This window comes from Bacillus sp. FSL K6-2971 (assembly GCF_038006405.1).
In the GTDB taxonomy this organism is placed as follows: domain Bacteria; phylum Bacillota; class Bacilli; order Bacillales; family Bacillaceae; genus Bacillus; species Bacillus pumilus.
Genome location: NZ_JBBOVD010000001.1, coordinates 996,321 through 1,020,791 on the forward strand (window position 1 = coordinate 996,321; position 24,471 = coordinate 1,020,791).

Here is a 24,471-nt window from a genome sequence, read left to right on the forward strand (position 1 = left end):
CGCTTTTGACAAACAAGAGCTGATAAATAAAAAAACAGGCGCATTTTTTTACGCCTGTTTTTGACCCTATTATGATTGTTTCAACTGTTCAAACGCATGATCTACTGCTTGCAGCGTCTCAGAAATATCTTTTTCAGTATGTGCGATCGTTAAGAACCAAGCTTCATATTTAGAAGGAGCGAGGTTAATCCCTTGCGAAAGCATTAATTTAAAGAAGCGGGCGAACATTTCGCCATCCGTATTTTCAGCCTGCTCATAGTTCACAATGGTTTCTTTTGTGAAATAGATCGTGAGAGCCCCTTTTAAGCGGTTCACTGTAATATCTACTTGATGTTTTTTTGCATGGGCTAAAATGCCTTCTTCTAGCATAGCGCCAAGCTGATCAAGACGCTCGTAAACACCATCTTGTTTTAACACTTCCAAGCAGGCAATACCAGAAAGAATGGATGCGGGATTTCCTGCCATCGTGCCAGCTTGATAGGCTGGTCCAAGAGGAGCGACTTGCTCCATAATTTCTTTTTTACCGCCATAAGCACCGATCGGAAGTCCGCCGCCAATGATTTTTCCTAATGCAGTGAGGTCAGGTTTTACTTGAAGCAAGTCCTGTGCGCCTCCGTACATAAAGCGGAAAGCTGTAATCACTTCATCGTAGATCACAAGTGCGCCCTTTTCATGAGTGAGGTCATTGACCTGCTGCAGGAAACCGTCCTGAGGCTCCACGATGCCGAAGTTCCCGACAATTGGCTCGACAAGGACAGCTGCGACTTCATCGCCCCATCGATTCAATGCTTCTTTGTAGCTGTCAATATCATTAAATGGAACGGTAATCACTTCATTGGCGATGCTCTTTGGAACGCCCGCTGAATCAGGGGTTCCTAAAGTGGAAGGACCAGAGCCAGCTGCCACAAGTACAAGATCAGAGTGACCGTGATAGCATCCGGCAAACTTAATGATCTTTGTTCTGCCTGTATATGCACGTGCGACACGAATCGTTGTCATCACCGCTTCAGTACCTGAATTGACAAAGCGAACTTTGTCCAAAGCAGGCATGGCTTCCTTCAGCATTTTAGCAAAAGTGACTTCATGCTTCGTTGGCGTTCCGAAAAGGACACCTGTTTCAGCCGCTTTTGTAATCGCTTTTGTAATATGAGGGTGGGCATGTCCTGTAATAATGGGGCCGTATGCTGCTAAGTAATCGATATAGCGATTCCCGTCAACATCCCAAAAATAAGCGCCTTCTCCTTTTTCCATAGCCACGGGTGAACCGCCGCCTACTGCCTTATATGAACGAGAGGGGCTGTTGACACCTCCAACAATATGCTCCAGCGCCTCTTGATGTAATTTTTCTGATTCTGTGAATTTCATAAATAGCCTCCTATCTCAACGTATCACGTCGTCTATCATTATTTTAACATGCCAATGCAAGCGTCCTTAGTTGAATATCCTCTCAAAATTGGATAGGCTATTTAAAAATAGGTTGGAGGGATTGTGTTATGACAATCGAAGTAGGCCAGCAAGTACCTGAAATTGAATTAACCGGTGACAACGGGGAGAAAGTAAAGCTTTCTGACTTTAAAGGAAAACATATTGTCCTTTATTTCTATCCAAAAGATATGACACCCGGCTGTACAACAGAAGCATGTGATTTCCGAGATCGCCATCAAAGCTTTGCAGAATTAGATGCTGTCATTATTGGCGTAAGCCCAGACAGTCAGGACAAGCATCAGAAGTTTAAAGAAAAACATGATTTACCGTTCTTACTTCTTGTAGACGACGAACAGAAATTGTCTGAAGCCTTTGGAGTATGGAAGCTGAAAAAGAACTTTGGCAAAGAATACATGGGCATCGAACGTTCAACGTTTCTTATTAATAAAGAAGGAACGCTTGTGAAAGAGTGGAGAAAAGTTAAGGTAAAAGACCACGTAGAAGAAGCGCTTGAGGAACTGAAAGCTCACGCTTAATATCATCACAGGATAGGACCGGCAGACATACTGGTCTTTTTTTGTGAAGAAGAATAGGTAAAAAAGAGGATTGTAATTGACAAAGATTCGGCTCTGGGGGTACACTATTTATAAAGATTATAATATAAGAATATTTTTGAAGAGAGGTGCATGATGAAATGGCTGCTCACGAACTAAAAGACGCTTTAGATGCTTTAAAAGAAACCGGTGTTCGAATTACTCCGCAGCGCCATGCCATCTTGGAGTTTCTCGTAAATTCTATGACTCACCCAACCGCGGACGATATATATAAAGCACTTGAAGGGAAATTTCCAAATATGAGTGTCGCAACGGTTTACAACAATTTACGAGTCTTCCGGGAATCTGGATTAGTAAAGGAATTAACGTACGGTGATTCCTCAAGCCGATTTGATTTTGCGACATCTGATCATTATCATGCGATTTGTGAAAACTGCGGAAAAATAGTGGACTTTCATTATCCTGGCCTTGATGAAGTTGAACAGCTTGCATCCCATGTGACGGGCTTTAAAGTCAGTCATCATCGCTTGGAGATCTATGGGACTTGTCAAGAATGTGCGAAAAAAGAAAATCATTAATGAAAAAGCTGACCGGTTAAATGGTCAGCTTTTTTTATGACTTTTTTCGATTGTAAGATTCATCAAACTCTTTGCCTTCCAATGCTGGATCGAGTGTAAGCGGCTCTCTGCAATGCATGCACATGTCCACCCGCCCAAGCACTTTTGTTTCCTTCTCACAGCCTGGACATACGACACGGACTGCCTTCGTAGAAAGCATACCGATCCAAAAGTAAACCACTGTACTCAATCCGATCGATAAGACGCCGAGCAGCATAAAGAAAGTCGACAGCCAAATCGATTCCTTGAAGAACACACCGATATACATGATCAGAAAGCCAACAAAAACCAAACTAAGTGCAAATGTTCTGATTTTATTAATCTTACTGGAGTATTTCGCCATCCCTAGCCCCCCTTGTCTCCAATATAGCACATTTTACCTTTCCGTTTGAATTAGTTATAGAGTTTTGTGAATAAATTGCTTATAATGATTCAATGATCTTTTTTCTTGAATTGAAGGAATTTTGATTCTATGAGGAGAAATACATAGCATTAGAGAAGAACTTTACACCCGAGTATTGGAGGAATCACTATGGAAAATCTTCTCCGTCCTATTTATCAAGAGAGAGCAAGCCACCCAGACACATTGGCTGTGATTATAGTAGAAAGAAGACACAAAGTATCTTCTGAGACGGATAACTTTGATGCAGCTCTTTTAGTCATTGTAAAAGAAGCGGAAGAGCCGTTATTTATCAAGCACTATGAATCCGATCACCAAACAGCTTCTTTAAATATTGTCACAGATGAGCAGTTGAAGGAATGGATTACCCTTGGCACAAACCGCCGAATCATTGATTGGATTTTGAATGGGAAAGTCCTATTTGATCGAAATGAATATATTTTCAATTTAATTGATGACCTGAGTACATTCCCATTTTCAAACCGCAAACTTAAAATTGGCTTAGAATACGGCAAGCTAATTCGCAGATATATAGAAGGAAAAGCATTTTTTGAGTCAAATCAATTCCTTGATGCATATAATTCAATTGTGCATGCTCTGCATCATTTGGCACGTATTGAAGTGATCGATAAAGGTTTCCACCCAGAAGTGACAGTTTGGAATCAGGTGCGTCATATGGAACCGGAAGTATATAAACTTTATTCAGAACTCATTGAAAGCCACGAAAGCCTTCATAAGCGTTTGGAACTTTTATTTTTAGCAAATGACTTTTTGATCCATTCAAAAGCAGAAATTGGCGCCGCTCATTTGCGTCATGTCATGGAACAGCAAGATATATGGCTTTTTGGCGAGCTTCTCGCGCATCCTGACCTCAAGTATTTCACGCCTGACCTTAGCGTCATGATTGATTTCTTTGTAGAAAAAGGAATTGTTCAAGTGGAGCCGATTGAGACAAAGGGACAAAAAATCTATCATCGAGGATATTTTGTGAAAAAAGATATTGACGCCTGAATATTATGATGGTATATTATTATACGTCGCTAACGAGCAACCAAGTTGCTTTGAAAGAAAAGCTGACAAAAAGAAATTCTAAAAAACACTTGACGCACTCAGCGTCGAAATGTTATATTGAGAAAGTCGCCTCTGAGAGACGACGAAGATGATCTTTGAAAACTAAACAAGACAAAACGTACCTGTTAATTCGAGTTTTTATAAAAAATCCTATGAAACATCATAGGTAGTCAGTCAAACGCTGACGAGGCAGGAAATGATCACATGCTAAGTTCGCTACATCGTGTAGCAACGCATGTGTGATATGCATCCTGCATACCTCGGAGAGTTTGATCCTGGCTCAGGACGAACGCTGGCGGCGTGCCTAATACATGCAAGTCGAGCGAACAGAAGGGAGCTTGCTCCCGGATGTTAGCGGCGGACGGGTGAGTAACACGTGGGTAACCTGCCTGTAAGACTGGGATAACTCCGGGAAACCGGAGCTAATACCGGATAGTTCCTTGAACCGCATGGTTCAAGGATGAAAGACGGTTTCGGCTGTCACTTACAGATGGACCCGCGGCGCATTAGCTAGTTGGTGGGGTAATGGCTCACCAAGGCGACGATGCGTAGCCGACCTGAGAGGGTGATCGGCCACACTGGGACTGAGACACGGCCCAGACTCCTACGGGAGGCAGCAGTAGGGAATCTTCCGCAATGGACGAAAGTCTGACGGAGCAACGCCGCGTGAGTGATGAAGGTTTTCGGATCGTAAAGCTCTGTTGTTAGGGAAGAACAAGTGCGAGAGTAACTGCTCGCACCTTGACGGTACCTAACCAGAAAGCCACGGCTAACTACGTGCCAGCAGCCGCGGTAATACGTAGGTGGCAAGCGTTGTCCGGAATTATTGGGCGTAAAGGGCTCGCAGGCGGTTTCTTAAGTCTGATGTGAAAGCCCCCGGCTCAACCGGGGAGGGTCATTGGAAACTGGGAAACTTGAGTGCAGAAGAGGAGAGTGGAATTCCACGTGTAGCGGTGAAATGCGTAGAGATGTGGAGGAACACCAGTGGCGAAGGCGACTCTCTGGTCTGTAACTGACGCTGAGGAGCGAAAGCGTGGGGAGCGAACAGGATTAGATACCCTGGTAGTCCACGCCGTAAACGATGAGTGCTAAGTGTTAGGGGGTTTCCGCCCCTTAGTGCTGCAGCTAACGCATTAAGCACTCCGCCTGGGGAGTACGGTCGCAAGACTGAAACTCAAAGGAATTGACGGGGGCCCGCACAAGCGGTGGAGCATGTGGTTTAATTCGAAGCAACGCGAAGAACCTTACCAGGTCTTGACATCCTCTGACAACCCTAGAGATAGGGCTTTCCCTTCGGGGACAGAGTGACAGGTGGTGCATGGTTGTCGTCAGCTCGTGTCGTGAGATGTTGGGTTAAGTCCCGCAACGAGCGCAACCCTTGATCTTAGTTGCCAGCATTTAGTTGGGCACTCTAAGGTGACTGCCGGTGACAAACCGGAGGAAGGTGGGGATGACGTCAAATCATCATGCCCCTTATGACCTGGGCTACACACGTGCTACAATGGACAGAACAAAGGGCTGCGAGACCGCAAGGTTTAGCCAATCCCATAAATCTGTTCTCAGTTCGGATCGCAGTCTGCAACTCGACTGCGTGAAGCTGGAATCGCTAGTAATCGCGGATCAGCATGCCGCGGTGAATACGTTCCCGGGCCTTGTACACACCGCCCGTCACACCACGAGAGTTTGTAACACCCGAAGTCGGTGAGGTAACCTTTATGGAGCCAGCCGCCGAAGGTGGGACAGATGATTGGGGTGAAGTCGTAACAAGGTAGCCGTATCGGAAGGTGCGGCTGGATCACCTCCTTTCTAAGGATATATGGAGCAGTGTGCGTTTTCGTCTTGTTTAGTTTTGAAGGATCATTCCTTCAAGACATGTCTCTAGCGAGACAGGATTGTTCTTTGAAAACTAGATAACAATAAGTAATACATTCACATTGAATGCAATGCAAAGTTCATCACACATAGTGATTCTTTCTAAAGTAAGAAATGGTTAAGTTAGAAAGGGCGCACGGTGGATGCCTTGGCACTAGGAGCCGATGAAGGACGGGACGAACACCGATATGCTTCGGGGAGCTGTAAGCAAGCTTTGATCCGGAGATTTCCGAATGGGGAAACCCACTGCTCGTAATGGAGTAGTATCCATACTTGAATACATAGAGTATGAGAAGGCATACCCGGGGAACTGAAACATCTAAGTACCCGGAGGAAGAGAAAGCAAATGCGATTCCCTGAGTAGCGGCGAGCGAAACGGGAACAGCCCAAACCAAGAGGCTTGCCTCTTGGGGTTGTAGGACACTCTATACGGAGTTACAAAGGAACGATATAAGCGAAGAGGTCTGGAAAGGCCCGCCAAAGAAGGTAACAGCCCTGTAACTGAAATGTTGTTCTCTCCAGAGTGGATCCTGAGTACGGCGGAACACGTGAAATTCCGTCGGAATCCGGGAGGACCATCTCCCAAGGCTAAATACTCCCTAGTGACCGATAGTGAACCAGTACCGTGAGGGAAAGGTGAAAAGCACCCCGGAAGGGGAGTGAAATAGATCCTGAAACCGTGTGCCTACAAGTAGTCAGAGCCCGTTAAAGGGTGATGGCGTGCCTTTTGTAGAATGAACCGGCGAGTTACGATCCCGTGCAAGGTTAAGCAGAAGATGCGGAGCCGCAGCGAAAGCGAGTCTGAATAGGGCGCATGAGTACGTGGTCGTAGACCCGAAACCAGGTGATCTACCCATGTCCAGGGTGAAGTTCAGGTAACACTGAATGGAGGCCCGAACCCACGCACGTTGAAAAGTGCGGGGATGAGGTGTGGGTAGGGGTGAAATGCCAATCGAACCTGGAGATAGCTGGTTCTCTCCGAAATAGCTTTAGGGCTAGCCTCAAGGTAAGAGTCTCGGAGGTAGAGCACTGATTGGACTAGGGGCCCCTACCGGGTTACCGAATTCAGTCAAACTCCGAATGCCGATGACTTATCCTTGGGAGTCAGACTGCGAGTGATAAGATCCGTAGTCGAAAGGGAAACAGCCCAGACCGCCAGCTAAGGTCCCAAAGTATACGTTAAGTGGAAAAGGATGTGGAGTTGCTTAGACAACCAGGATGTTGGCTTAGAAGCAGCCACCATTTAAAGAGTGCGTAATAGCTCACTGGTCGAGTGACTCTGCGCCGAAAATGTACCGGGGCTAAACGTATCACCGAAGCTGCGGACTGTTCTTACGAACAGTGGTAGGAGAGCGTTCTAAGTGCTGTGAAGTCAGACCGGAAGGACTGGTGGAGCGCTTAGAAGTGAGAATGCCGGTATGAGTAGCGAAAGACGGGTGAGAATCCCGTCCACCGAATGCCTAAGGTTTCCTGAGGAAGGCTCGTCCGCTCAGGGTTAGTCGGGACCTAAGCCGAGGCCGAAAGGCGTAGGCGATGGACAACAGGTTGATATTCCTGTACCACCTCCTCACCATTTGAGCAATGGGGGGACGCAGGAGGATAGGGTAAGCGCGGTATTGGATATCCGCGTCCAAGCAGTTAGGCTGGGAAATAGGCAAATCCGTTTCCCGTGAAGGCTGAGCTGTGATGGCGAGCGAAATTTAGTAGCGAAGTTCCTGATTCCACACTGCCAAGAAAAGCCTCTAGCGAGGTGAGAGGTGCCCGTACCGCAAACCGACACAGGTAGGCGAGGAGAGAATCCTAAGGTGATCGAGAGAACTCTCGTTAAGGAACTCGGCAAAATGACCCCGTAACTTCGGGAGAAGGGGTGCTTCTTAGGGTGTTAAAGCCCCGAGAAGCCGCAGTGAATAGGCCCAGGCGACTGTTTAGCAAAAACACAGGTCTCTGCGAAGCCGTAAGGCGAAGTATAGGGGCTGACGCCTGCCCGGTGCTGGAAGGTTAAGAGGAGCGCTTAGCGTAAGCGAAGGTGCGAATTGAAGCCCCAGTAAACGGCGGCCGTAACTATAACGGTCCTAAGGTAGCGAAATTCCTTGTCGGGTAAGTTCCGACCCGCACGAAAGGCGCAACGATCTGGGCACTGTCTCAACGAGAGACTCGGTGAAATTATAGTACCTGTGAAGATGCAGGTTACCCGCGACAGGACGGAAAGACCCCGTGGAGCTTTACTGCAGCCTGATATTGAATGTTGGTACAGCTTGTACAGGATAGGTAGGAGCCTTGGAAACCGGAGCGCTAGCTTCGGTGGAGGCATCGGTGGGATACTACCCTGGCTGTATTGACCTTCTAACCCGCTGCCCTTATCGGGCAGGGAGACAGTGTCAGGTGGGCAGTTTGACTGGGGCGGTCGCCTCCTAAAATGTAACGGAGGCGCCCAAAGGTTCCCTCAGAATGGTTGGAAATCATTCGCAGAGTGTAAAGGCACAAGGGAGCTTGACTGCGAGACCTACAAGTCGAGCAGGGACGAAAGTCGGGCTTAGTGATCCGGTGGTTCCGCATGGAAGGGCCATCGCTCAACGGATAAAAGCTACCCCGGGGATAACAGGCTTATCTCCCCCAAGAGTCCACATCGACGGGGAGGTTTGGCACCTCGATGTCGGCTCATCGCATCCTGGGGCTGTAGTCGGTCCCAAGGGTTGGGCTGTTCGCCCATTAAAGCGGTACGCGAGCTGGGTTCAGAACGTCGTGAGACAGTTCGGTCCCTATCCGTCGCGGGCGCAGGAAATTTGAGAGGAGCTGTCCTTAGTACGAGAGGACCGGGATGGACGCACCGCTGGTGTACCAGTTGTTCTGCCAAGGGCATCGCTGGGTAGCTATGTGCGGACGGGATAAGTGCTGAAAGCATCTAAGCATGAAGCCCCCCTCAAGATGAGATTTCCCATTCCGCAAGGAAGTAAGATCCCTGAAAGATGATCAGGTTGATAGGTCTGAGGTGGAAGCGTGGTGACACGTGGAGCTGACAGATACTAATAGATCGAGGACTTAACCTATATTCTAATGTGAAGCTTGAACATTGTTATCTAGTTTTGAGAGAACATTTTTTAAATATCTCTTGATTTATTTTCAATACATAGTATAATATCTTTTGTCACTAAATTGTCTGGTGATGATGGCGAAGAGGTCACACCCGTTCCCATACCGAACACGGAAGTTAAGCTCTTCAGCGCCGATGGTAGTTGGGGGTCTCCCCCTGTGAGAGTAGGACATCGCCAGGCTTTCTTCATTCCGCAGTAGCTCAGTGGTAGAGCTATCGGCTGTTAACCGATCGGTCGTAGGTTCGAATCCTACCTGCGGAGCCAATTTGGAGAGCTGTCCGAGTGGCCGAAGGAGCACGATTGGAAATCGTGTAGGCGGTAACCCCGTCTCAAGGGTTCGAATCCCTTGCTCTCCGCCACAATTTACATAATAAAGGGCCCGTTGGTCAAGCGGTTAAGACACCGCCCTTTCACGGCGGTAACACGGGTTCGAATCCCGTACGGGTCACCATTTTATAGAATATACACCAGTATTTTTTATTCGGAGGATTAGCTCAGCTGGGAGAGCATCTGCCTTACAAGCAGAGGGTCGGCGGTTCGAGCCCGTCATCCTCCACCATATCTTTTATATCATCGCGGGGTGGAGCAGTTCGGTAGCTCGTCGGGCTCATAACCCGAAGGTCGCAGGTTCAAATCCTGCCCCCGCAACCAAATTATTTTATGTACCAATGGGGAGTGCTCATTGAGTACAACCAAAATGGTCCGGTAGTTCAGTTGGTTAGAATGCCTGCCTGTCACGCAGGAGGTCGCGGGTTCGAGTCCCGTCCGGACCGCCATTTTTAAAATGAATACTTGGCTCGGTAGCTCAGTTGGTAGAGCAACGGACTGAAAATCCGTGTGTCGGCGGTTCGATTCCGTCCCGAGCCATCACTATTTGCCGGTGTAGCTCAATTGGTAGAGCAACTGACTTGTAATCAGTAGGTTGGGGGTTCAAGTCCTCTTGCCGGCACTGTTTTTCAAATGTGGAGGGGTAGCGAAGTGGCTAAACGCGGCGGACTGTAAATCCGCTCCCTCCGGGTTCGGCGGTTCGAATCCGCCCCCCTCCACCATTTTTATTTTCATAGGGGCATAGTTTAAAGGTAGAACAGAGGTCTCCAAAACCTCCGGTGTGGGTTCGATTCCTACTGCCCCTGCCAATTTTCTTAATATGATTCATAACATCTATGGCGGTTGTGGCGAAGTGGTTAACGCACCAGATTGTGGCTCTGGCACTCGTGGGTTCGATTCCCATCAATCGCCCCATTTTATTATTGGGCTATAGCCAAGCGGTAAGGCAACGGACTTTGACTCCGTCATGCGTTGGTTCGAATCCAGCTAGCCCAGTTGATTTGCGGAAGTAGTTCAGTGGTAGAACACCACCTTGCCAAGGTGGGGGTCGCGGGTTCGAATCCCGTCTTCCGCTCCAATAATGGCGGCATAGCCAAGTGGTAAGGCAGAGGTCTGCAAAACCTTTATCCCCGGTTCAAATCCGGGTGTCGCCTTTTTGAAAAGACTGCCGGGGTGGTGGAATTGGCAGACACACAGGACTTAAAATCCTGCGGTAGGTGACTACCGTGCCGGTTCAAGTCCGGCCCTCGGCACCATGTTTTTTATCATAAGTTGCGCTCTTTAATGATCATGCCGGTGTGGCGGAATTGGCAGACGCGCACGACTCAAAATCGTGTTCCTCACGGAGTGCCGGTTCGACCCCGGCCACCGGTATCTATTAAAAGTTTCATGATCGGTTTTTACCGTCAACCTAACGTTTCACCCTCGTGGTGAAACGTTTTTTTGTGGTTTGAATGAGTTATTTAGATAAAAATAGAAACCTATTAAAAAATAATGAGCATGTACTTCTTTTAGCAGAATAATCTTTAGATGATTTGCAACATTTGATAAGATACATTTAATCATGTAAGGAAACAAAATGGGGTAGCGCATTCCCATAAAACAGTGTGTACTACCTTTTTGTGTAACTAAATGAATATTTGGGTAAATACACATCTTTAGCTGATATCATCATTGTGACCCAATTTGAGGGGAGAATTTATGAAAAAACAGAATGATCATGAAGAGTTATTGACAGGTGGAAATGTCTCGAACGTATATCGTTTTGGAGATACGGTTCGTCGAGAAGTAAAGTCAGATAATATCAATATCCAAAAGCTGCTAAAGCATTTAGAAAAAAAGAATTTCTCCTATGCTCCAAAGTTTTTAGGGGTTGATGAAAAAGGTAGAGAGATATTGTCCTTCATTGAAGGCGTAGCCGGTCATGATCCCTTAAAAGAATACATGTGCTCTCACCATGCCTTAAAAGAAATAGCGAGAGTGCTTAGACTGTATCATGATGCTGTTTTTGATTTTCCCATTTCAGACGATTGGGAACGAATGGACAATACGCCTAACAACATAGAGGTTGTGTGCCATAATGATTTTGCTATGTACAATATCATTTTCAATAATGAAAAACCAGTAGGAATCATTGATTTTGATGTAGCTGCTCCTGGTCCAAGGCTGTGGGATATCGCATATACTCTGTATACTTGTGTACCTCTCAGTAGGTTTTTTCGCACCGAAACAGGAGAGATCGTGAACTACCATTCATCAGAACATGCAGACCATATAAAGCATAGAGTGAAACTGTTTTTTGAATCTTATGGGGAGAAAATAGCAGAAGATTATTTGGATATGGTGCTGCTGCGTTTAAAAGGGTTATGTCAGTACATGAAACGAAAAGCGAGTGAAGGTGATATAGCTTTTCAAAAAATGATTCATGAGGGGCACCTTGAACATTATCAAAAAGACATTCAATTCATTCATGAACACCGAAAAGAATGGATTTGAGGGTGCCAAGGGCTTCTAAAAATGAATGTAAAAAGGCGGAGTTGTTAACTTGCAAATGAAGACGATATTACAGACCATCATTGAAGACGAGGGATCACATGCTTATCCGCTTTTTAGACAGTACTGTGTGAAGAAAGAACAGGGTCTGCGTAAAGATGCGTTAAAGGTTCTTCAGTTTTTTGTTGAAGAGATGAAGGAGAACGATTTTGCAGCACGGCGTTCATTTGTTGATTGGCTGTTTGAGAAGATTGAACGGTTTGAGGATGGTCATCATTTGCTTGTGTATCCATTGATCATTGGGGTGATTCAGCCTGTTCTGCAAGAGTGGGAGAAGGTTGATCCTATGGATGTGAGACCGTATCGCTGGCAGGGCTTGTTTGTGCATCAGGGAGAAGGGCTGCCCTATTTATTGAAGGCACTAGAGCTTGGAGGCAGCAAGGAGCAGCGTGTCATTGTTCAAATTTGCGAAACCTATTTATCGGTTCTATGGTATTCGTTTCATCATATACATGAAGATCTTTATTTAAGCACCTATGAGAAAGATCAAGAGCGAATTCAAGGCATTGAAGATGTCATGATGCTGATCGAAGATAAGAGGATTCGTACCAATGTTGAAAAACAAGTAGCCTATTATGATCAGCTTTTATCGGACTGGAAGAAATTTCAGCAAACGGAGACAAGAGGCTTCATGAAATGGTGTGCGGAGCGTAAGAAGCCGTATGAGTGGGTAGAGGCTTTTTATTATCAACAATAGATGAGGAAACGGCAGAATTCATTCTGCCGTTTATTTATGCCATATTCGTTCTATTTCTATATGATCTGGCTTGAAATATTTCAGGACATAGACATCTGGATTGCTTAGTTTCTCCCACTCTTTGAATCCAATCGTGGGATCGGCATGTTTAAGAAGCAGGCTCATAATATTGCCATGTGTGACGAATAGGGTACGATCTTTTCCTGAACTTATTTGTTCGTATAGTACTTCTACAATGCGGTTCATGGCTTCAAGGCTTGATTCACCGCCTTCACAAGTCAGGTGTAAGTCCGTAAAACTGAGCTTTAGTTTCTCATACCAATCGTCCATTGGTTTGAGGCTTAGCACACGTTCAGAAAGACGCTGATCAATTTTCACTCTGAGTTGTCTTGTATGAGCAAGGGGCTCAGTGGTTTGGATCGCTCGCTTATAGGGACTTGAGATGATCTGATTGAGGTGAATGCCATTAAAAAACTGTGCTAGTGCGTGAGATTGTGCGATGCCTTGTGGCGTTAAAGACGCATCCTCGGATTGTCCATTGGTTTGGCAGTGTCTAACGATATAATATGTTTTCATGGGCCACACCTTTCATCAAGTATAAAAAAATCATCCAGGATTGGATGAGGATAGGTTCATTTGTTCGGATCTGTTTCTTTATAGGGATCTGTGAGCTTCGAGGTGAGGTCTAAATTGAACAAAAAATCATCTAAGGTGTCTGTACCAAAGGGAAGTGTGGAGAAGTTGATTGGGATGCTTTCTTCTTTCATTTCTGAGGTGATCTGTTGTTTAGGCTGCTTTTTTCTCCAGTACTTAAACAAGCGCATGTAAAGCCCCCTTTTCTATGAAAAAGATGGATTTATACATAATATACGGGGAGAGTTGTCCAGGCGTCAAATGTTTTCTTAGAGAACGATGAAAAGAGCCACAGGAAAGCGCGGCCCTTTTGTCCATTTACTTGGCACGACGTAATGCTTTCAGCACGTTACGTTTGCATTTTAAGTTGTATCGCTTCTGATGAAGTTTATCTGTGTTACATCTGCCAATGACTTGGCGGACATCTGGATGATAAATGATGAGATGTCTGTAAGCTGGATCATTTAATAACTCATGAAACCAGCTATGTTTTTTGAGATGGGCTGCGTTTCTAGAGATATCCTCTTCATCTACCTGTAGAAAAGGGATAAATACAGCAAGTGAAAAGATATCGAAAATGAATCCCATGTTGGTTCCTCCTTCCATATTATTTCCTACGCTTAGAAGGAGGAAAGGCTTCATTCAATAAAACTTTAAAAACAATCCCAATGCATAGACCATTCTTTTGTGTCTTTGTCGTAATAGAAATACATCGTGCCGTTATCACCAATCATGAACCGAGGTTTTTCTTCTGAGGCGATTTGCAGCATGAATTTGCCTAGTTGATGATGGGGTGGGGATTGAATATATGCACCATACCCACCGATTTTTGTGAATGAATAATTTGTGTATTGATCAAAGAAATGTTCTGTCGCTTCATCACTTTCATTTACTTCTGATAAATCGACGTATGACCACGCTTCTTCCCAGCAAGGGTAGTCTTCTTGCTCATTTTGGTTCCATTGGATTTGAAAGGGTTTGAGTCCTCTCACTTCTTCAGGAGTTTCAACTACTTCTAATCCTTCCATATCTACATATTCAATGAGCTTCCAGCCTTCTCCGTTTTTTGTGATATCCATCGGAAGTGCTTTCTGGTTGAGAAAGATTTGAATCATTTTACATTCATTGAATCCGTTCATTCCTCCTGGCACTTCAGGTAAATAAATTTGTAAGATCGGAATCATGACGCCATCTTGATCTGCGGGCCAGCCTTGATCGGGGTGGATGAAGAAATGACCGGCAAACCAGCTGTGTGCTGTTGGATCAGGAAGAAAGCCGCCAATCTTAGCCACGACGGGTGTTTTTCCTAGTTCTTTTAATTCATGAAAAGCCTTGATCTCCATTACTTATCCCTCCAATCTTTAGCCTGCAATGTGGGCATCTTGAAACGTGCCATTGATATTGCCTGAGACAATGATGACATGTCCCCAAAATAAATCACCGTCATGACAGTAGACTTCAAACTCTCCATCTGGGTAAGCATGCAGACTTTTAAGTGAGATGCGGCTCATAAATTGATCCAGTGTGAGCTCTTCTTGTGTTTCAGAGGAGTCATCTTGCTCCTGCCAGTCTTTAGCTAATTCAAGCAGCTGATTTGCTGCAAATGATTTAATAGAAGCATCCCATGTAGTCTGCTCTTTCATGAGTTGTCTAGCGGTTCGAAGAGAGTCGTTTACTTTTTCATCTTCTTCGAGGTTAAAGTAGAGCAGGCATTCTTGATTACTCCACTGGATCGTTGTTTCAAATAAGTCTAGTCCTTTCACTAATTCAAAGGTGCCCAGCAGGTCATTATGATAAAAGACAGGTTTTTTGGCTTCTTCTAGTATCTCTTGCAGCTCTTCATCCTGTGTATCTGTATCGATGAGTGATACAAGCATGAACTCACCTTCACCTTTTCGGACCTGAAGTGTCATGATTGATTCTTTATGTAATTGTGCCTGCTTTTCCCTTAATCCCTCTTCATCTGTTAACCAGCAGAGCCTTATGTTTTCGGTTTTGATGAGGTCTTTTTCCTTCCATGCAATCAGTGGAATAGAAGCGGTCCAAAGAGATTCCTGTCCGGCTTTTCCTGCACCTACTCCTGAAGGTCCTGTGACAGCAATGATGTGGTCTATTTCTTCTGAAAATCGTTCTTCAAATGCGTTCATTTGTTTGTTATGTTTCATGTGATGTCCTCCAGCCTGATTTGTTGAAAATCTATATGTTTATCACACCGTACATCAGGAGGAGAAATCAAGCTTTTTTTGCTTAAAACTTTTTTAGATTGTCAGAAGGAGAGAAAATACATGGATGGCTGGAGGTTGAGTCACAATAAATACGAATATGTTATGTATCGAATTTTGTATATATTTGGGTAAATGAGTCGAAAAGCCTAGGTGATTCTTCCTTTTCTTTATAATTACTTTGACATGAATAGATGAAAAAAGTAAAGTAGTAATGAGTGATTTACAAACCCTTCTTCATCTATTGAATTGCAAAGTGTGTGTAAATGAAATGTAAATGGATATTTTTCCTTTTATTTACTCGTATTTTTTTTTGAAACCTATGATGCTTCTCATTCGTTATATTAAAGGAGCACATATATCCGGCGGAAACAGAGCATCGGAATGCTTGGTGAAGAAGATTTACATTTGCAAAATCAATGTAAATTTTTTATGATTTCATTTATATCAGAACGATAATTAAGAAAGAAGAGGTTTTATGAAAAAAATATTTGCGAACAAATATAGCTTTTTTGTATTGGCTGTCCTTTTATTTTGGGCGAAATCGTACGCAGCCTACAAAATGGACTTTAATTTAGGAGTGAAAGGTTCTTTTCAAGAGGGTCTTCTCTTATTAAATCCATTTAGTTCAGCCATTGTGTTTTTGGGACTGGCTCTCTTTTTGAAGGGTCGTAAATCTGCCATTGTTTTAATTGTCATTGACTTTATTATGACCGCACTTTTATATGCGAATGTAGCGTACTACCGTTTCTTTGATGACTTTTTGACTTTCTCCACAATGAAGCAAGCAGGCAATCTTGGAGGAGGCATGACTGGCGGTGTGTTATCTAGTATTAAGCCGCATGACCTTTTGTATTTCCTTGATATTATTATCTTGATTGCGATTGTGATTTGGAGACCAGAAGTGAAGAAATTCCAAATGAAAAAGACATTTGCACTGTTGATTGTGGCTACAGGTGTAGGACTGTTCTTTGTAAACCTTCATTTAGCTGAAAAGGACCGTCCAGAATTATTAACAAGAACATTTGATCACAAGTATGTTGTCAAATATTTAGGTGTTTATAATTATACGATTTATGATGGAGTACAATCAGCACAAAATGCAACACAGGTAGCAAATGCGAGCAGTGAAGATTTAACGGATGTTGTAAACTATACAGCTTCTCACTATGCAAAGCCAAACGCAGAGTATTTCGGTAAAGCTAAAGGGAAAAACATTATTAAAATCCATTTAGAAAGCTTCCAGTCTTTCTTAATTGACTACAAACTAAATGGAGAAGAAGTGACACCGTTTTTAAACAAACTGGCTCATGGTAAAGAGGACTTTACGTATTTCGATAACTTCTTCCATCAGACAGGTCAAGGAAAGACAGCTGATGCTGAGCTAATGATGGATAATAGTATGTTCGGCTTGCCAGAGGGAGCAGCGTTTGTGACAAAAGGTGAAAATACTTACCAATCACTCCCTGCCATCCTAGATCAAAAAGCAGGCTATACGAGCGCAGTGCTTCACGGGGATTACAAATCTTTCTGGAACCGTGACACGATTTATAAGCATATGGGATATGATCAATTCTTCGATGCTTCATATTACAACATGGATGAAGAAAATCTTGTGAATATGGGTCTAAAGGATAAACCATTCTTCAAAGAATCAATCCCGATGCTAAAATCAATGAAAAAACCATTTTATGCACATTTAATGACATTGACTAATCACTATCCATTTAATTTAGATGAAAAAGATGCGACGATTGCTAAGGCAACAACTGGTGACAAAACAGTAGATAACTACTTCCAAACAGCAAGATATCTAGATGAGTCATTAGAGCAATTCTTTAAAGACTTGAAAAAATCAGGTATGTATAAAGACTCTGTCATTTTATTATATGGTGATCATAACGGTATTTCTGAAAACCATAACCGTGCAATGAGTGAAATTCAAGGGAAAGAAATTACACCTTATCAAAATGCACAAAACCAGCGTGTACCACTCATGATTCGTATTCCTGGCAAACAGGGCGGCGTGAACCATACGTATGGTGGTGAAGTAGACGTGATGCCTACGCTTCTTCACTTACAAGGTATTGATTCAAATGAGTATGTGAATTTTGGAACAGATCTATTCTCTAAGAAGCATGATCAAACTGTTGCATTCCGTAACGGAAACTATGTGACACCAAAATATACACTTGTAGATAACACTGTCTACGATACAAAAACAGGTAAAGTTGTGAAACAAAATAAAAAGACAGAGGCGATTAAAGCCCGTGTCGATAATCAGTTAAGCCTTTCAGATAAAGTGCTTTATAGGGATCTTCTTCGATTCCATAAGCTGTCTGATTTTAAACCAGTGAATCCATCTGATTATTTCTATGGTAAATCAAAAGAAAAAGAAGAGGATTCTTCTACTAAGTAACTGAGTTTTGGGCAAGCACAGAAGGGTGCTTGCCTTTTTCTCTCTCATCGCTTGATTTGTTGGCAAAATATGTTTATATTTAGGGTGATACAAGCGTGATGCTGGCGTGCAGCTAGCGGAACTCATTTCGTCCTAGGGGATTTCAGGAGGAGCTTATGACAACAAATACAAAAACACAAAAAAAGAAATCAGAAGTATGGGGCTGGCTCAAAGCAATTTTAATTGCATTCATTGCTGTTTTTATCATTCGTAACTTTTTATTCGCACCGTACATTGTAAAAGGGACTTCTATGCAACCAACATTACAAGATACAGAGCGGGTTTTTGTGAATAAGACGGTTGATTATTTCGGCGATTACAAACGGGGACAGATTATTGTTCTTGATGGGGAAGACCGCAGCACTCATTATGTCAAAAGATTAATTGGTTTACCTGGTGATAAAATTGAAATGAAAAATGACCAGCTATATGTCAATGGTCAAAAAGTGGCGGAGCCTTACTTAGCGTCAAACAAAAAGAAAGCAGCCGCAGATGGGACCTTGCTGACACCTGATTTTGGCCCTCTTACCGTTCCAAAAGGCAAGTATTTTGTCATGGGTGACAATCGTCAAAACTCAATGGACAGCCGCAATGGCTTAGGTCTTTTTACAAAGAGTGATATTCAAGGAACGACATCATTTGTGTTTTATCCTTTCCAAGACGTTCGACTACTTAATAATGAATAAAATAGAAAAAGCACACAGAGGTGTGCTTTTTTTATTTTCATTCAGCCTGGCTTTTTGTGATCGCCTGTTCAAGATCTGCAATAATGTCTTCAATCGCTTCTGTTCCAACAGATAAACGAATGAGCTCTGGTGTGACGCCTGTCGCTTTTTGTTCTGCTTCACTTAATTGCTGATGCGTTGTGCTGGCAGGGTGAATAATCAGTGATTTAGAATCGCCTACATTTGCAAGGTGTGAGAACAGCTTAACAGAATCAATGAGCTTTTTACCAGCTTCTCGTCCACCTTTAATACCAAATGTGAGAATGGCGCCTTGTCCTTTTGGCAAATAGGTTTGAGCAAGCTCATGAGATTCATGGCTTTCAAGACCTGGGTAGCTTACCCAATCTACAAGAGGGTGATCTTGTAAGAACTGCGCTGTTTTTAATGCATTTTCACTATGCCGCTCGAGACGCAGATGCAAAGTTTCTAGGCCTTGCAGAAGTAAAAATGAGTTGAAAGGTGACAAGGCTGCTCCTAAATCCCGTAAGAGCTGTACACGTGCTTTTGTGATATAAGCCGCTTCTCCAATTGCTTCAGTATACGTCAGACCGTGATAACTTGGATCTGGTTCAGTCAGCCCTTTGAACTTATCACTGTCGGCCCAAGGAAACTTGCCGCTATCGACAATGACACCGCCAATTGATGTACCATGACCGCCAATGAATTTCGTAGCGGAATGGACGACAATGTCTGCACCAAATTCGATCGGTCTCAATAAATAGGGACTTGCGAGCGTATTGTCCACAATAAGCGGAATATGGTGCTTGTGTGCAATGGCTGAGATGGCTTCAATATGTAGAATGTCGCCTTTAGGATTCCCAATGCTCTCTGCATATACTGCCTTCGTTTTGTCTGTAATCGCGGCTTCGAGTTCTTCTAAATTGGACGAATCAACAAATTTCACTGTAATGCCGAGCTTTTTGAGTGTATGGGCAAATAAATTGTATGTGCCTCCATAAAGGCTGCTGGAGGAGACAATTTCGTCACCAGCTCCTGCAATGTTTAAAATAGAATAAGTGGTCGCTGCTTGTCCAGAAGAGACAGCAAGTGCACCAATGCCGCCCTCAAGCTCAGCGATCCGTTTTTCAAAGACATCATTTGTAGGGTTCATAATGCGAGAATAAATATTTCCGGGTTCCTGCAGTCCGAATAAATTCGCCGCATGCTCGCTATCTCTAAAACCGAAAGAGCTTGTTTGGTAAATAGGAACGGCTCTTGAATAGGTAGCTGAATCAAGCTCCTGACCTGCGTGAATGGCTTTTGTTTCTAAACGGAATGAACGTTCTTCTGACATGTGTGTATCCTCCTTTTACTAAATAAAACCAACTAGTTTGATAAGAAATATTTAATAAGACTATAAATGTTGTTTCGTGCCTGGTCAATCATTTTTTAGATAAATCTGAAAAAAATAATAAATAAAGTTGATGGACTTTTTTTATTTCAATGAGGAAAGGTGTGGACATGTTGATGTAAAGAGGGATTGTTTCATTAGAGAGTGCGGATCAGTTTTTTTGAAAGTAATAAATCATTGCCAGCTAGTGAAATCATAGGAATGCCTATGCAGTAAGTTGCTCTTCCATAGAAAGAAGCGAGTCATATGTTGGATGTGACTCAAGAAAGGAAAGGGCTTTTTTCCCAAGGGGCTTTCTTGTATATACATATTTTAAGTGACAAGAGAAGAAGGAAAATACGCTCACTCTTTTGTCGGAATTATCAGTAAATATTTCATAAATGGTGTGATAACGACATATAATTAGGACTTTTTTATCTGATATATCGGGGGAATTCTTTCTATTTCACAAAAAAGAAAGAATATATAAAGGGATTGATAAATAAGGACTATTTCAAAAAAAGAAGAAAAAAGCTGGTTTAATTGACATTATATGGGTTTTGTGGTTCTTATGGATTGCAAAAAACTAGCTAATTAGATAGGGGTCCTACACTTAAAAGTGAAGAATTGAATAAAAAGTCACATTTTGTCCGAAAGTATGTTCGGTCAAAAATGGGATCTTCTGTTGATGTTTGGAGAGTGAAGCCTATGATACGATCATCATAAGCTGGGAGGTGAAAAGTATGACTTATGCAGCGCCGCAAGTTGACTATTCCACTATGGAGCCTGCTATTATGGACCAAGCTTGGTTCTTAGTATTTGTTGCTGTCCTTCTTGGATTGGGAGCAACAGTTGTTCTAGGAGCAGCAGTTTGGTGTTTAGCAAACGGCAAGGGTAGCTTTACAGGAGCCGTTCAGTGGGAAAGTGGCTTAAAAGTCCAAATTGAATGTAAGTAGCTATACTTAGGATTCATCTTTTTACTTCTATGAAATGACACCAGGGCTAAACCGTCTGTGGCGGGCGGTTTAGCCTGATCTGTTTTTAAAGAATATGCAGACACTTGGAGGTTATATGTTTACGATCGAGAAATTAACCAAGACGTATAAAAATAACGTGACTGCTGTCAAAGATTTTCATTTAAAAATCGACCCTCATCAAATCGTTGCTGTTGCTGGACCGAATGGTTCCGGTAAAACAACGATGATTAACTGTATACTCGGCATCATTAAGCATACAGAAGGAACGATTCTCTTGCATGACGTCACAAATGACGAACCATCCTTTAAAAAACAAGTAGCCTATGTTCCAGATGATCTGCTACTCCCTGAAGCATTGACTGGTGCTGAATATTTAGATTTTGTTTCTTCTATGTATGAATGTAAAACAATTCATAGAAGAAATCAACTAATTGAACTGTTTGATATGGACTCGGCTTTATCAAGACCGATTGAAACCTATTCACATGGTATGAAAAAAAAGACACAGCTGATTGCGGCCTTTATGCTTGATAGTCAATTGGTGATCATGGATGAGCCCTTTAGAGGACTTGATATTGAAGCGGTTATAAACACAAAGAAACTGATGAAACGTTATACCGAGCACCATGGTGCGATCTTGCTTTCAACGCATGATATGCTTTCAGCGGAAGAGCTGTGCCATAAAATCGCCATTATTTCTAAGGGAATTAAAATGGGTGAAGGAACGGTCTCAGCCTTAAAGGAGAAGTATCAATCAAGCACATTGGAACAGGTGTTTCTGAAAGCTTCAATGTTAAGTGATAGGGGTGCACATTTTGATGAAATCATTAATCATTTCTAGAATGATGCTTAAAATGTGGCAGCAGGAGATGAATAAGCTCTTTGATACTCAGACGAAGCGGATCATTGTGATCTTATTCTTTTTGTTTGCAGTGACAATGGGCGCCATCATCGGATACAGTTTTACGGGTGTCTTTATGAAGGCATTCTTAAATGGCGATGAACGTTCACTTGGATTACTCGTTGTGTCAATGGCGATCAATGCATCCATCTTTACAAGCCTGTTATTCATTTTGATCAAAGTCAGGACGCCTGAGCAAGACCGTTTTTCTATGCAGCTCAGTTGGTTCCCGCTGTCTACCTTTCAGAAAAGCCTCGGATACTTTATTCCGATGGTGACAGTGGTGGCAGGGCTTGTTTTATTTTTTATCGGTATTCTGCTGTTACCTAATTTTATTGCCCAGGGAATAGGTATTTTCTTTATCTTTACGTTCTTTTTGATGGTGATTTTGCAATCGCTTTTTGTCTTAATGTTTTTGCAACTCATTTATAATATGACCTATTTGGTCGTTCTGAAATTAAAATTACCGTTGCAAAAATTTGCAGCGATCTTTGTTTTATTAGCACTGGTTGTAGCGTATGGAATGACGCATTTTGATATCAATCAAATTCAGCAATCATATATACAGTTTGATTATCATTTGATGTATTTTACAGCACCATTTTTCTTAGCGGCTCAAGGAATGTCTCCTGAAGGGATAAACTATGCAATTTTGATCCTGGTCATCCTTTTATCGGCGGGCGGCGCATTTCTTTCTCTTGCGATGATGCCGATTATGGCAGAGAAAAAAGCGTTAACTTTTTTAAATAAACTGCCGTTCTCTTCTTCAAAAAAATGGTCACTTATTGTAAAGGAAATGAAATCACAGGTGCGAAATGAAGAAAACATTTTAAACTTTCTCATACTCCTCATTGTGATCTTATTCGTCCGTTATCAGTTTGGGTTCCGCTTTGAAGAAGAAGCGTTTTTTGTTCTCTGCGCTCTTGCTGGATTAACCGCCTTCAATTCATTTGGCAATGATAAACGAATGCTGGGGATGTACAAAACATTTGGCCTAAGATCGTGGGAAGTGGCTCTGTATAAGTTTATCGGGCTTTTGCTTGTTGGTGTACTGCAAATAGCAATCTTCATGCTGACAACGTTGACGCTTCCTGATCAGGTTTGGAACGTATTGATTGGGGCCGCTGTCTTATGCAATGCCACTGCGCTCTTTTATGTGGTAGGTATTTTACTTCCGCTTGATCGGAACAATCCCTACACAGGCATTTTTTCATTTGGAGCACTTATTTTACTCATGATTCCGATTGTTTTTATTGGAAACTATGTCATAGGGGAGTCGAGTCAAACGCTTCAGTGGCTGCTTGTAGCTGCATTTGAAGGTCTGCTCATCTTTGCCATATACAAAGGTTTTTCATGGAGGTATTCACATGATTCAACTTCTTAACAATAAGCTAAAGATTGAGCGGGTACCGGCACTCGCGCCGTATGTGACCTTACAAAAGAGACATCTCACGGATACGCAGTATGGAAGCACACTCCCGATTAATGAAAGTGCCTATCATATGTTAACGAAAGTAGATGGCAAAAGGACAGAAGCGAGTATTACCGCAGAGCTCGCCGATTTGTTTCAGGTCGATGAGTCTGTGATTTCTCGTGACTTTTATCAACTGATGATGGGGTTGAATCAGCACCACTTACTGTCTATTCATTATCAATCACCATATCGAATTGTGACAGCCTGCTGTCAATTTTTCAAACAGTATCAAGTGAAAATGAAGGAACGATTTGATTGCACTGGTCACTCGTTCTTTCATATTTTTGGGACAGCATTACTCATGGTGACGCGTAAAATCATCTTTTTCTGGATGCTTTTTATGGTCATGGCAGGGATCGCTTTTTTATTCATTCCTGACCGGTCGATTGCAGCCATTGCGATTTATTTTACAATTATATATTTTGGATTAATTACCGGGACCGCATTACATGAGGCAGCACACGGCTATGCGCATCGAAAATTTGCGGGAAGGGATGGTCCACAAGGCTTTTTTGCGAGTGATATGATGTCTGTGAAATTTGTAAGACCAGTATTAGATCCGTTTCAGAAGAAGCAGGTATGGATTACGCTGCTTGGGCCGCTTGTCCCAGGTGTGATCGGAGCAGCAGGGATCATTGTGACCGTATTATGTCTAAAAGAAAATCCAATCTCGACCGGCTTCTTTATTTTTTCAATCACATATTTTATTCAATTACTCTATCTTCTTCCGTTTATGGGGGATGGTAAATCCATTATGAAGCAGCTATTGCTTGGGGGAATGGGAGGACAACGATCATGAACGTACAGGCGATGAAACAAGGTGCTATTGTTGGTGGTTTTCTGGGGTTTTTAGGCTTTCCGATGCTGACAATCGGTGTATTGTTCTATCATTTATTTCAATCAAAAACGAACGATGCTTTATTATTTAACAGTCTCGCTTTTGAGATGGAAGGTTCATCCGCATTTACTTTTCAAATCAAGCCAAACTTTTTTATTTATATGATTGTGATTTTTGCCGCGAGTTTTCTCATTGTGGCTATCTTATCAGCCATGAAGCAGAAAAAAACGAAAGATTAGGAGAATTCTCCTAATCTTTTTTTGTATGTCCAACCAAATTTTAGTATAATAGAAAATAAAAAACAT

The 24,471-nt window shown here is 42.9% G+C and carries 20 protein-coding genes, 16 tRNA genes and 3 rRNA genes; 31 read left to right on the plus strand and 8 right to left on the minus strand.

Annotated features, from left to right (window positions below; genetic code table 11):
• Nucleotides 1-69 precede the first annotated feature (69 nt).
• Nucleotides 70-1,365, minus strand: coding sequence for a glutamate-1-semialdehyde 2,1-aminomutase (locus MHI33_RS04905; protein ID WP_340909588.1), 1,296 nt, complete (start codon nucleotides 1,363-1,365; stop codon nucleotides 70-72).
• 128 nt (nucleotides 1,366-1,493) lie between these two features.
• Here MHI33_RS04905 and bcp point away from each other — a divergent pair, with 128 nt between their 5' ends.
• Together bcp and perR are read left to right on the plus strand one after the other, a co-directional pair.
• Nucleotides 1,494-1,961, plus strand: a complete 468-nt coding sequence (gene bcp, locus MHI33_RS04910; RefSeq protein ID WP_012009346.1) for a thioredoxin-dependent thiol peroxidase — start codon at nucleotides 1,494-1,496, stop codon at nucleotides 1,959-1,961.
• Between the two features lie 158 nt (nucleotides 1,962-2,119).
• Nucleotides 2,120-2,557, plus strand: a complete 438-nt coding sequence (gene perR, locus MHI33_RS04915; protein WP_012009347.1) for a peroxide-responsive transcriptional repressor PerR — start codon at nucleotides 2,120-2,122, stop codon at nucleotides 2,555-2,557.
• Between the two features lie 34 nt (nucleotides 2,558-2,591).
• Here perR and MHI33_RS04920 read toward each other — a convergent pair whose 3' ends face one another.
• Complete coding sequence (locus MHI33_RS04920; protein ID WP_003217804.1) at nucleotides 2,592-2,939, minus strand: YgzB family protein; 348 nt, start codon at nucleotides 2,937-2,939, stop codon at nucleotides 2,592-2,594.
• A 189-nt stretch (nucleotides 2,940-3,128) separates the two neighbouring features.
• On the opposite strand from MHI33_RS04920, the gene MHI33_RS04925 reads away from it, so the two are divergent.
• From MHI33_RS04925 to MHI33_RS05030, 22 genes are all read left to right on the plus strand, one after another.
• On the plus strand, nucleotides 3,129-4,007 hold the full coding sequence (locus MHI33_RS04925) for a nucleotidyltransferase-like protein (RefSeq protein ID WP_065097424.1): 879 nt from the start codon (nucleotides 3,129-3,131) through the stop codon (nucleotides 4,005-4,007).
• Nucleotides 4,008-4,324: 317 nt separating this feature from the next.
• Nucleotides 4,325-5,873, plus strand: a 16S ribosomal RNA gene (locus MHI33_RS04930).
• A 182-nt stretch (nucleotides 5,874-6,055) separates the two neighbouring features.
• A 23S ribosomal RNA gene (locus MHI33_RS04935) occupies nucleotides 6,056-8,986 on the plus strand.
• Nucleotides 8,987-9,095: 109 nt separating this feature from the next.
• A 5S ribosomal RNA gene (gene rrf / locus MHI33_RS04940) occupies nucleotides 9,096-9,211 on the plus strand.
• Together the 16S, 23S and 5S rRNA genes with 16 tRNA genes alongside form the textbook arrangement of a ribosomal RNA operon.
• A 9-nt stretch (nucleotides 9,212-9,220) precedes the next feature.
• Nucleotides 9,221-9,295 (plus strand) — tRNA-Asn (locus MHI33_RS04945).
• 4 nt (nucleotides 9,296-9,299) lie between these two features.
• Nucleotides 9,300-9,390 (plus strand) — tRNA-Ser (locus tag MHI33_RS04950).
• Nucleotides 9,391-9,407: 17 nt separating this feature from the next.
• Nucleotides 9,408-9,482 (plus strand) — tRNA-Glu (locus MHI33_RS04955).
• Between the two features lie 32 nt (nucleotides 9,483-9,514).
• A tRNA-Val gene (locus tag MHI33_RS04960) sits at nucleotides 9,515-9,590 on the plus strand.
• A 15-nt stretch (nucleotides 9,591-9,605) separates the two neighbouring features.
• Nucleotides 9,606-9,682: transfer RNA gene (locus MHI33_RS04965), tRNA-Met, on the plus strand.
• Nucleotides 9,683-9,730: 48 nt separating this feature from the next.
• Nucleotides 9,731-9,807 (plus strand) — tRNA-Asp (locus MHI33_RS04970).
• A gap of 18 nt (nucleotides 9,808-9,825) precedes the next feature.
• Nucleotides 9,826-9,898 (plus strand) — tRNA-Phe (locus MHI33_RS04975).
• Between the two features lie 9 nt (nucleotides 9,899-9,907).
• A tRNA-Thr gene (locus MHI33_RS04980) sits at nucleotides 9,908-9,980 on the plus strand.
• Nucleotides 9,981-9,995: 15 nt separating this feature from the next.
• Nucleotides 9,996-10,080 (plus strand) — tRNA-Tyr (locus MHI33_RS04985).
• Nucleotides 10,081-10,093: 13 nt separating this feature from the next.
• A tRNA-Trp gene (locus MHI33_RS04990) sits at nucleotides 10,094-10,167 on the plus strand.
• 30 nt (nucleotides 10,168-10,197) lie between these two features.
• Nucleotides 10,198-10,273 (plus strand) — tRNA-His (locus tag MHI33_RS04995).
• A 9-nt stretch (nucleotides 10,274-10,282) separates the two neighbouring features.
• Nucleotides 10,283-10,354, plus strand: a tRNA-Gln gene (locus MHI33_RS05000).
• 7 nt (nucleotides 10,355-10,361) lie between these two features.
• Nucleotides 10,362-10,436 (plus strand) — tRNA-Gly (locus tag MHI33_RS05005).
• 5 nt (nucleotides 10,437-10,441) lie between these two features.
• Nucleotides 10,442-10,512 (plus strand) — tRNA-Cys (locus MHI33_RS05010).
• A gap of 13 nt (nucleotides 10,513-10,525) precedes the next feature.
• Nucleotides 10,526-10,614, plus strand: a tRNA-Leu gene (locus MHI33_RS05015).
• Nucleotides 10,615-10,650: 36 nt separating this feature from the next.
• A tRNA-Leu gene (locus MHI33_RS05020) sits at nucleotides 10,651-10,732 on the plus strand.
• A 327-nt stretch (nucleotides 10,733-11,059) separates the two neighbouring features.
• On the plus strand, nucleotides 11,060-11,854 hold the full coding sequence (locus MHI33_RS05025; RefSeq protein ID WP_340909594.1) for a phosphotransferase: 795 nt from the start codon (nucleotides 11,060-11,062) through the stop codon (nucleotides 11,852-11,854).
• A gap of 49 nt (nucleotides 11,855-11,903) precedes the next feature.
• On the plus strand, nucleotides 11,904-12,608 hold the full coding sequence (locus tag MHI33_RS05030; protein WP_044141639.1) for a hypothetical protein: 705 nt from the start codon (nucleotides 11,904-11,906) through the stop codon (nucleotides 12,606-12,608).
• Between the two features lie 30 nt (nucleotides 12,609-12,638).
• Here the strand turns inward: MHI33_RS05030 and MHI33_RS05035 are convergent, their stop codons facing one another.
• The 5 genes from MHI33_RS05035 to MHI33_RS05055 form a co-directional block, all read right to left on the minus strand.
• Nucleotides 12,639-13,184 (minus strand): histidine phosphatase family protein, encoded by a 546-nt coding sequence (locus MHI33_RS05035; protein ID WP_340909601.1) that lies wholly within the window; start codon nucleotides 13,182-13,184, stop codon nucleotides 12,639-12,641.
• A 56-nt stretch (nucleotides 13,185-13,240) separates the two neighbouring features.
• Nucleotides 13,241-13,432 (minus strand): hypothetical protein, encoded by a 192-nt coding sequence (locus tag MHI33_RS05040; RefSeq protein WP_065097748.1) that lies wholly within the window; start codon nucleotides 13,430-13,432, stop codon nucleotides 13,241-13,243.
• A 127-nt stretch (nucleotides 13,433-13,559) separates the two neighbouring features.
• Nucleotides 13,560-13,829 (minus strand): hypothetical protein, encoded by a 270-nt coding sequence (locus MHI33_RS05045; protein WP_044141636.1) that lies wholly within the window; start codon nucleotides 13,827-13,829, stop codon nucleotides 13,560-13,562.
• 65 nt (nucleotides 13,830-13,894) lie between these two features.
• On the minus strand, nucleotides 13,895-14,584 hold the full coding sequence (locus MHI33_RS05050) for a DUF1963 domain-containing protein (RefSeq protein WP_044141635.1): 690 nt from the start codon (nucleotides 14,582-14,584) through the stop codon (nucleotides 13,895-13,897).
• Nucleotides 14,585-14,602: 18 nt separating this feature from the next.
• Entirely contained in the window at nucleotides 14,603-15,406 is an 804-nt protein-coding gene (locus MHI33_RS05055; protein WP_340909607.1) for a DUF2262 domain-containing protein, read from the minus strand.
• 535 nt (nucleotides 15,407-15,941) lie between these two features.
• On the opposite strand from MHI33_RS05055, the gene MHI33_RS05060 reads away from it, so the two are divergent.
• Both MHI33_RS05060 and lepB read left to right on the plus strand, forming a co-directional pair.
• Nucleotides 15,942-17,882 carry an LTA synthase family protein gene (locus MHI33_RS05060; RefSeq protein WP_106064876.1) on the plus strand — a complete coding sequence of 647 codons (1,941 nt, stop codon included), beginning with the start codon at nucleotides 15,942-15,944 and terminating at the stop codon, nucleotides 17,880-17,882.
• A gap of 155 nt (nucleotides 17,883-18,037) precedes the next feature.
• Nucleotides 18,038-18,607: a signal peptidase I gene (lepB, locus tag MHI33_RS05065; protein WP_044141633.1), complete on the plus strand. Its 570-nt coding sequence runs from the start codon at nucleotides 18,038-18,040 to the stop codon at nucleotides 18,605-18,607.
• A gap of 37 nt (nucleotides 18,608-18,644) precedes the next feature.
• Here the strand turns inward: lepB and MHI33_RS05070 are convergent, their stop codons facing one another.
• Nucleotides 18,645-19,940 carry a homocysteine synthase gene (locus MHI33_RS05070; RefSeq protein ID WP_340909615.1) on the minus strand — a complete coding sequence of 432 codons (1,296 nt, stop codon included), beginning with the start codon at nucleotides 19,938-19,940 and terminating at the stop codon, nucleotides 18,645-18,647.
• A gap of 779 nt (nucleotides 19,941-20,719) precedes the next feature.
• On the opposite strand from MHI33_RS05070, the gene MHI33_RS05075 reads away from it, so the two are divergent.
• From MHI33_RS05075 to MHI33_RS05095, 5 genes are all read left to right on the plus strand, one after another.
• Nucleotides 20,720-20,932 (plus strand): hypothetical protein, encoded by a 213-nt coding sequence (locus MHI33_RS05075; protein ID WP_003211695.1) that lies wholly within the window; start codon nucleotides 20,720-20,722, stop codon nucleotides 20,930-20,932.
• A gap of 115 nt (nucleotides 20,933-21,047) precedes the next feature.
• On the plus strand, nucleotides 21,048-21,794 hold the full coding sequence (locus MHI33_RS05080; protein ID WP_340909618.1) for an ABC transporter ATP-binding protein: 747 nt from the start codon (nucleotides 21,048-21,050) through the stop codon (nucleotides 21,792-21,794).
• Nucleotides 21,772-23,238 carry a hypothetical protein gene (locus tag MHI33_RS05085; RefSeq protein WP_340909621.1) on the plus strand — a complete coding sequence of 489 codons (1,467 nt, stop codon included), beginning with the start codon at nucleotides 21,772-21,774 and terminating at the stop codon, nucleotides 23,236-23,238. The genes MHI33_RS05080 and MHI33_RS05085 overlap by 23 nt, the downstream gene beginning before the upstream one ends.
• Entirely contained in the window at nucleotides 23,222-24,127 is a 906-nt protein-coding gene (locus tag MHI33_RS05090) for a PqqD family protein (RefSeq protein ID WP_044141629.1), read from the plus strand. Before MHI33_RS05085 ends, MHI33_RS05090 begins: the two co-directional genes overlap by 17 nt.
• Nucleotides 24,124-24,405 (plus strand): hypothetical protein, encoded by a 282-nt coding sequence (locus MHI33_RS05095; RefSeq protein ID WP_144525838.1) that lies wholly within the window; start codon nucleotides 24,124-24,126, stop codon nucleotides 24,403-24,405. The genes MHI33_RS05090 and MHI33_RS05095 overlap by 4 nt, the downstream gene beginning before the upstream one ends.
• Nucleotides 24,406-24,471: the final 66 nt, after the last annotated feature.

Coding starts and splice junctions, on each gene's coding strand:
- MHI33_RS05070 (WP_340909615.1), bottom strand. CDS start 19,940: ATGTCAGAAGAACGTTCATTCCGTTTAGAAACAAAAGCCATTCACGCA.
- MHI33_RS05050 (WP_044141635.1), bottom strand. CDS start 14,584: ATGGAGATCAAGGCTTTTCATGAATTAAAAGAACTAGGAAAAACACCC.
- MHI33_RS05085 (WP_340909621.1), top strand. CDS start 21,772: ATGAAATCATTAATCATTTCTAGAATGATGCTTAAAATGTGGCAGCAG.
- MHI33_RS05095 (WP_144525838.1), top strand. CDS start 24,124: ATGAACGTACAGGCGATGAAACAAGGTGCTATTGTTGGTGGTTTTCTG.
- perR (WP_012009347.1), top strand. CDS start 2,120: ATGGCTGCTCACGAACTAAAAGACGCTTTAGATGCTTTAAAAGAAACC.
- MHI33_RS05090 (WP_044141629.1), top strand. CDS start 23,222: ATGATTCAACTTCTTAACAATAAGCTAAAGATTGAGCGGGTACCGGCA.
- bcp (WP_012009346.1), top strand. CDS start 1,494: ATGACAATCGAAGTAGGCCAGCAAGTACCTGAAATTGAATTAACCGGT.
- MHI33_RS05045 (WP_044141636.1), bottom strand. CDS start 13,829: ATGGGATTCATTTTCGATATCTTTTCACTTGCTGTATTTATCCCTTTT.
- MHI33_RS05075 (WP_003211695.1), top strand. CDS start 20,720: ATGACTTATGCAGCGCCGCAAGTTGACTATTCCACTATGGAGCCTGCT.
- MHI33_RS04905 (WP_340909588.1), bottom strand. CDS start 1,365: ATGAAATTCACAGAATCAGAAAAATTACATCAAGAGGCGCTGGAGCAT.
- MHI33_RS05060 (WP_106064876.1), top strand. CDS start 15,942: ATGAAAAAAATATTTGCGAACAAATATAGCTTTTTTGTATTGGCTGTC.
- MHI33_RS05035 (WP_340909601.1), bottom strand. CDS start 13,184: ATGAAAACATATTATATCGTTAGACACTGCCAAACCAATGGACAATCC.
- lepB (WP_044141633.1), top strand. CDS start 18,038: ATGACAACAAATACAAAAACACAAAAAAAGAAATCAGAAGTATGGGGC.
- MHI33_RS05040 (WP_065097748.1), bottom strand. CDS start 13,432: ATGCGCTTGTTTAAGTACTGGAGAAAAAAGCAGCCTAAACAACAGATC.
- MHI33_RS04925 (WP_065097424.1), top strand. CDS start 3,129: ATGGAAAATCTTCTCCGTCCTATTTATCAAGAGAGAGCAAGCCACCCA.
- MHI33_RS05055 (WP_340909607.1), bottom strand. CDS start 15,406: ATGAAACATAACAAACAAATGAACGCATTTGAAGAACGATTTTCAGAA.
- MHI33_RS05080 (WP_340909618.1), top strand. CDS start 21,048: ATGTTTACGATCGAGAAATTAACCAAGACGTATAAAAATAACGTGACT.
- MHI33_RS04920 (WP_003217804.1), bottom strand. CDS start 2,939: ATGGCGAAATACTCCAGTAAGATTAATAAAATCAGAACATTTGCACTT.
- MHI33_RS05025 (WP_340909594.1), top strand. CDS start 11,060: ATGAAAAAACAGAATGATCATGAAGAGTTATTGACAGGTGGAAATGTC.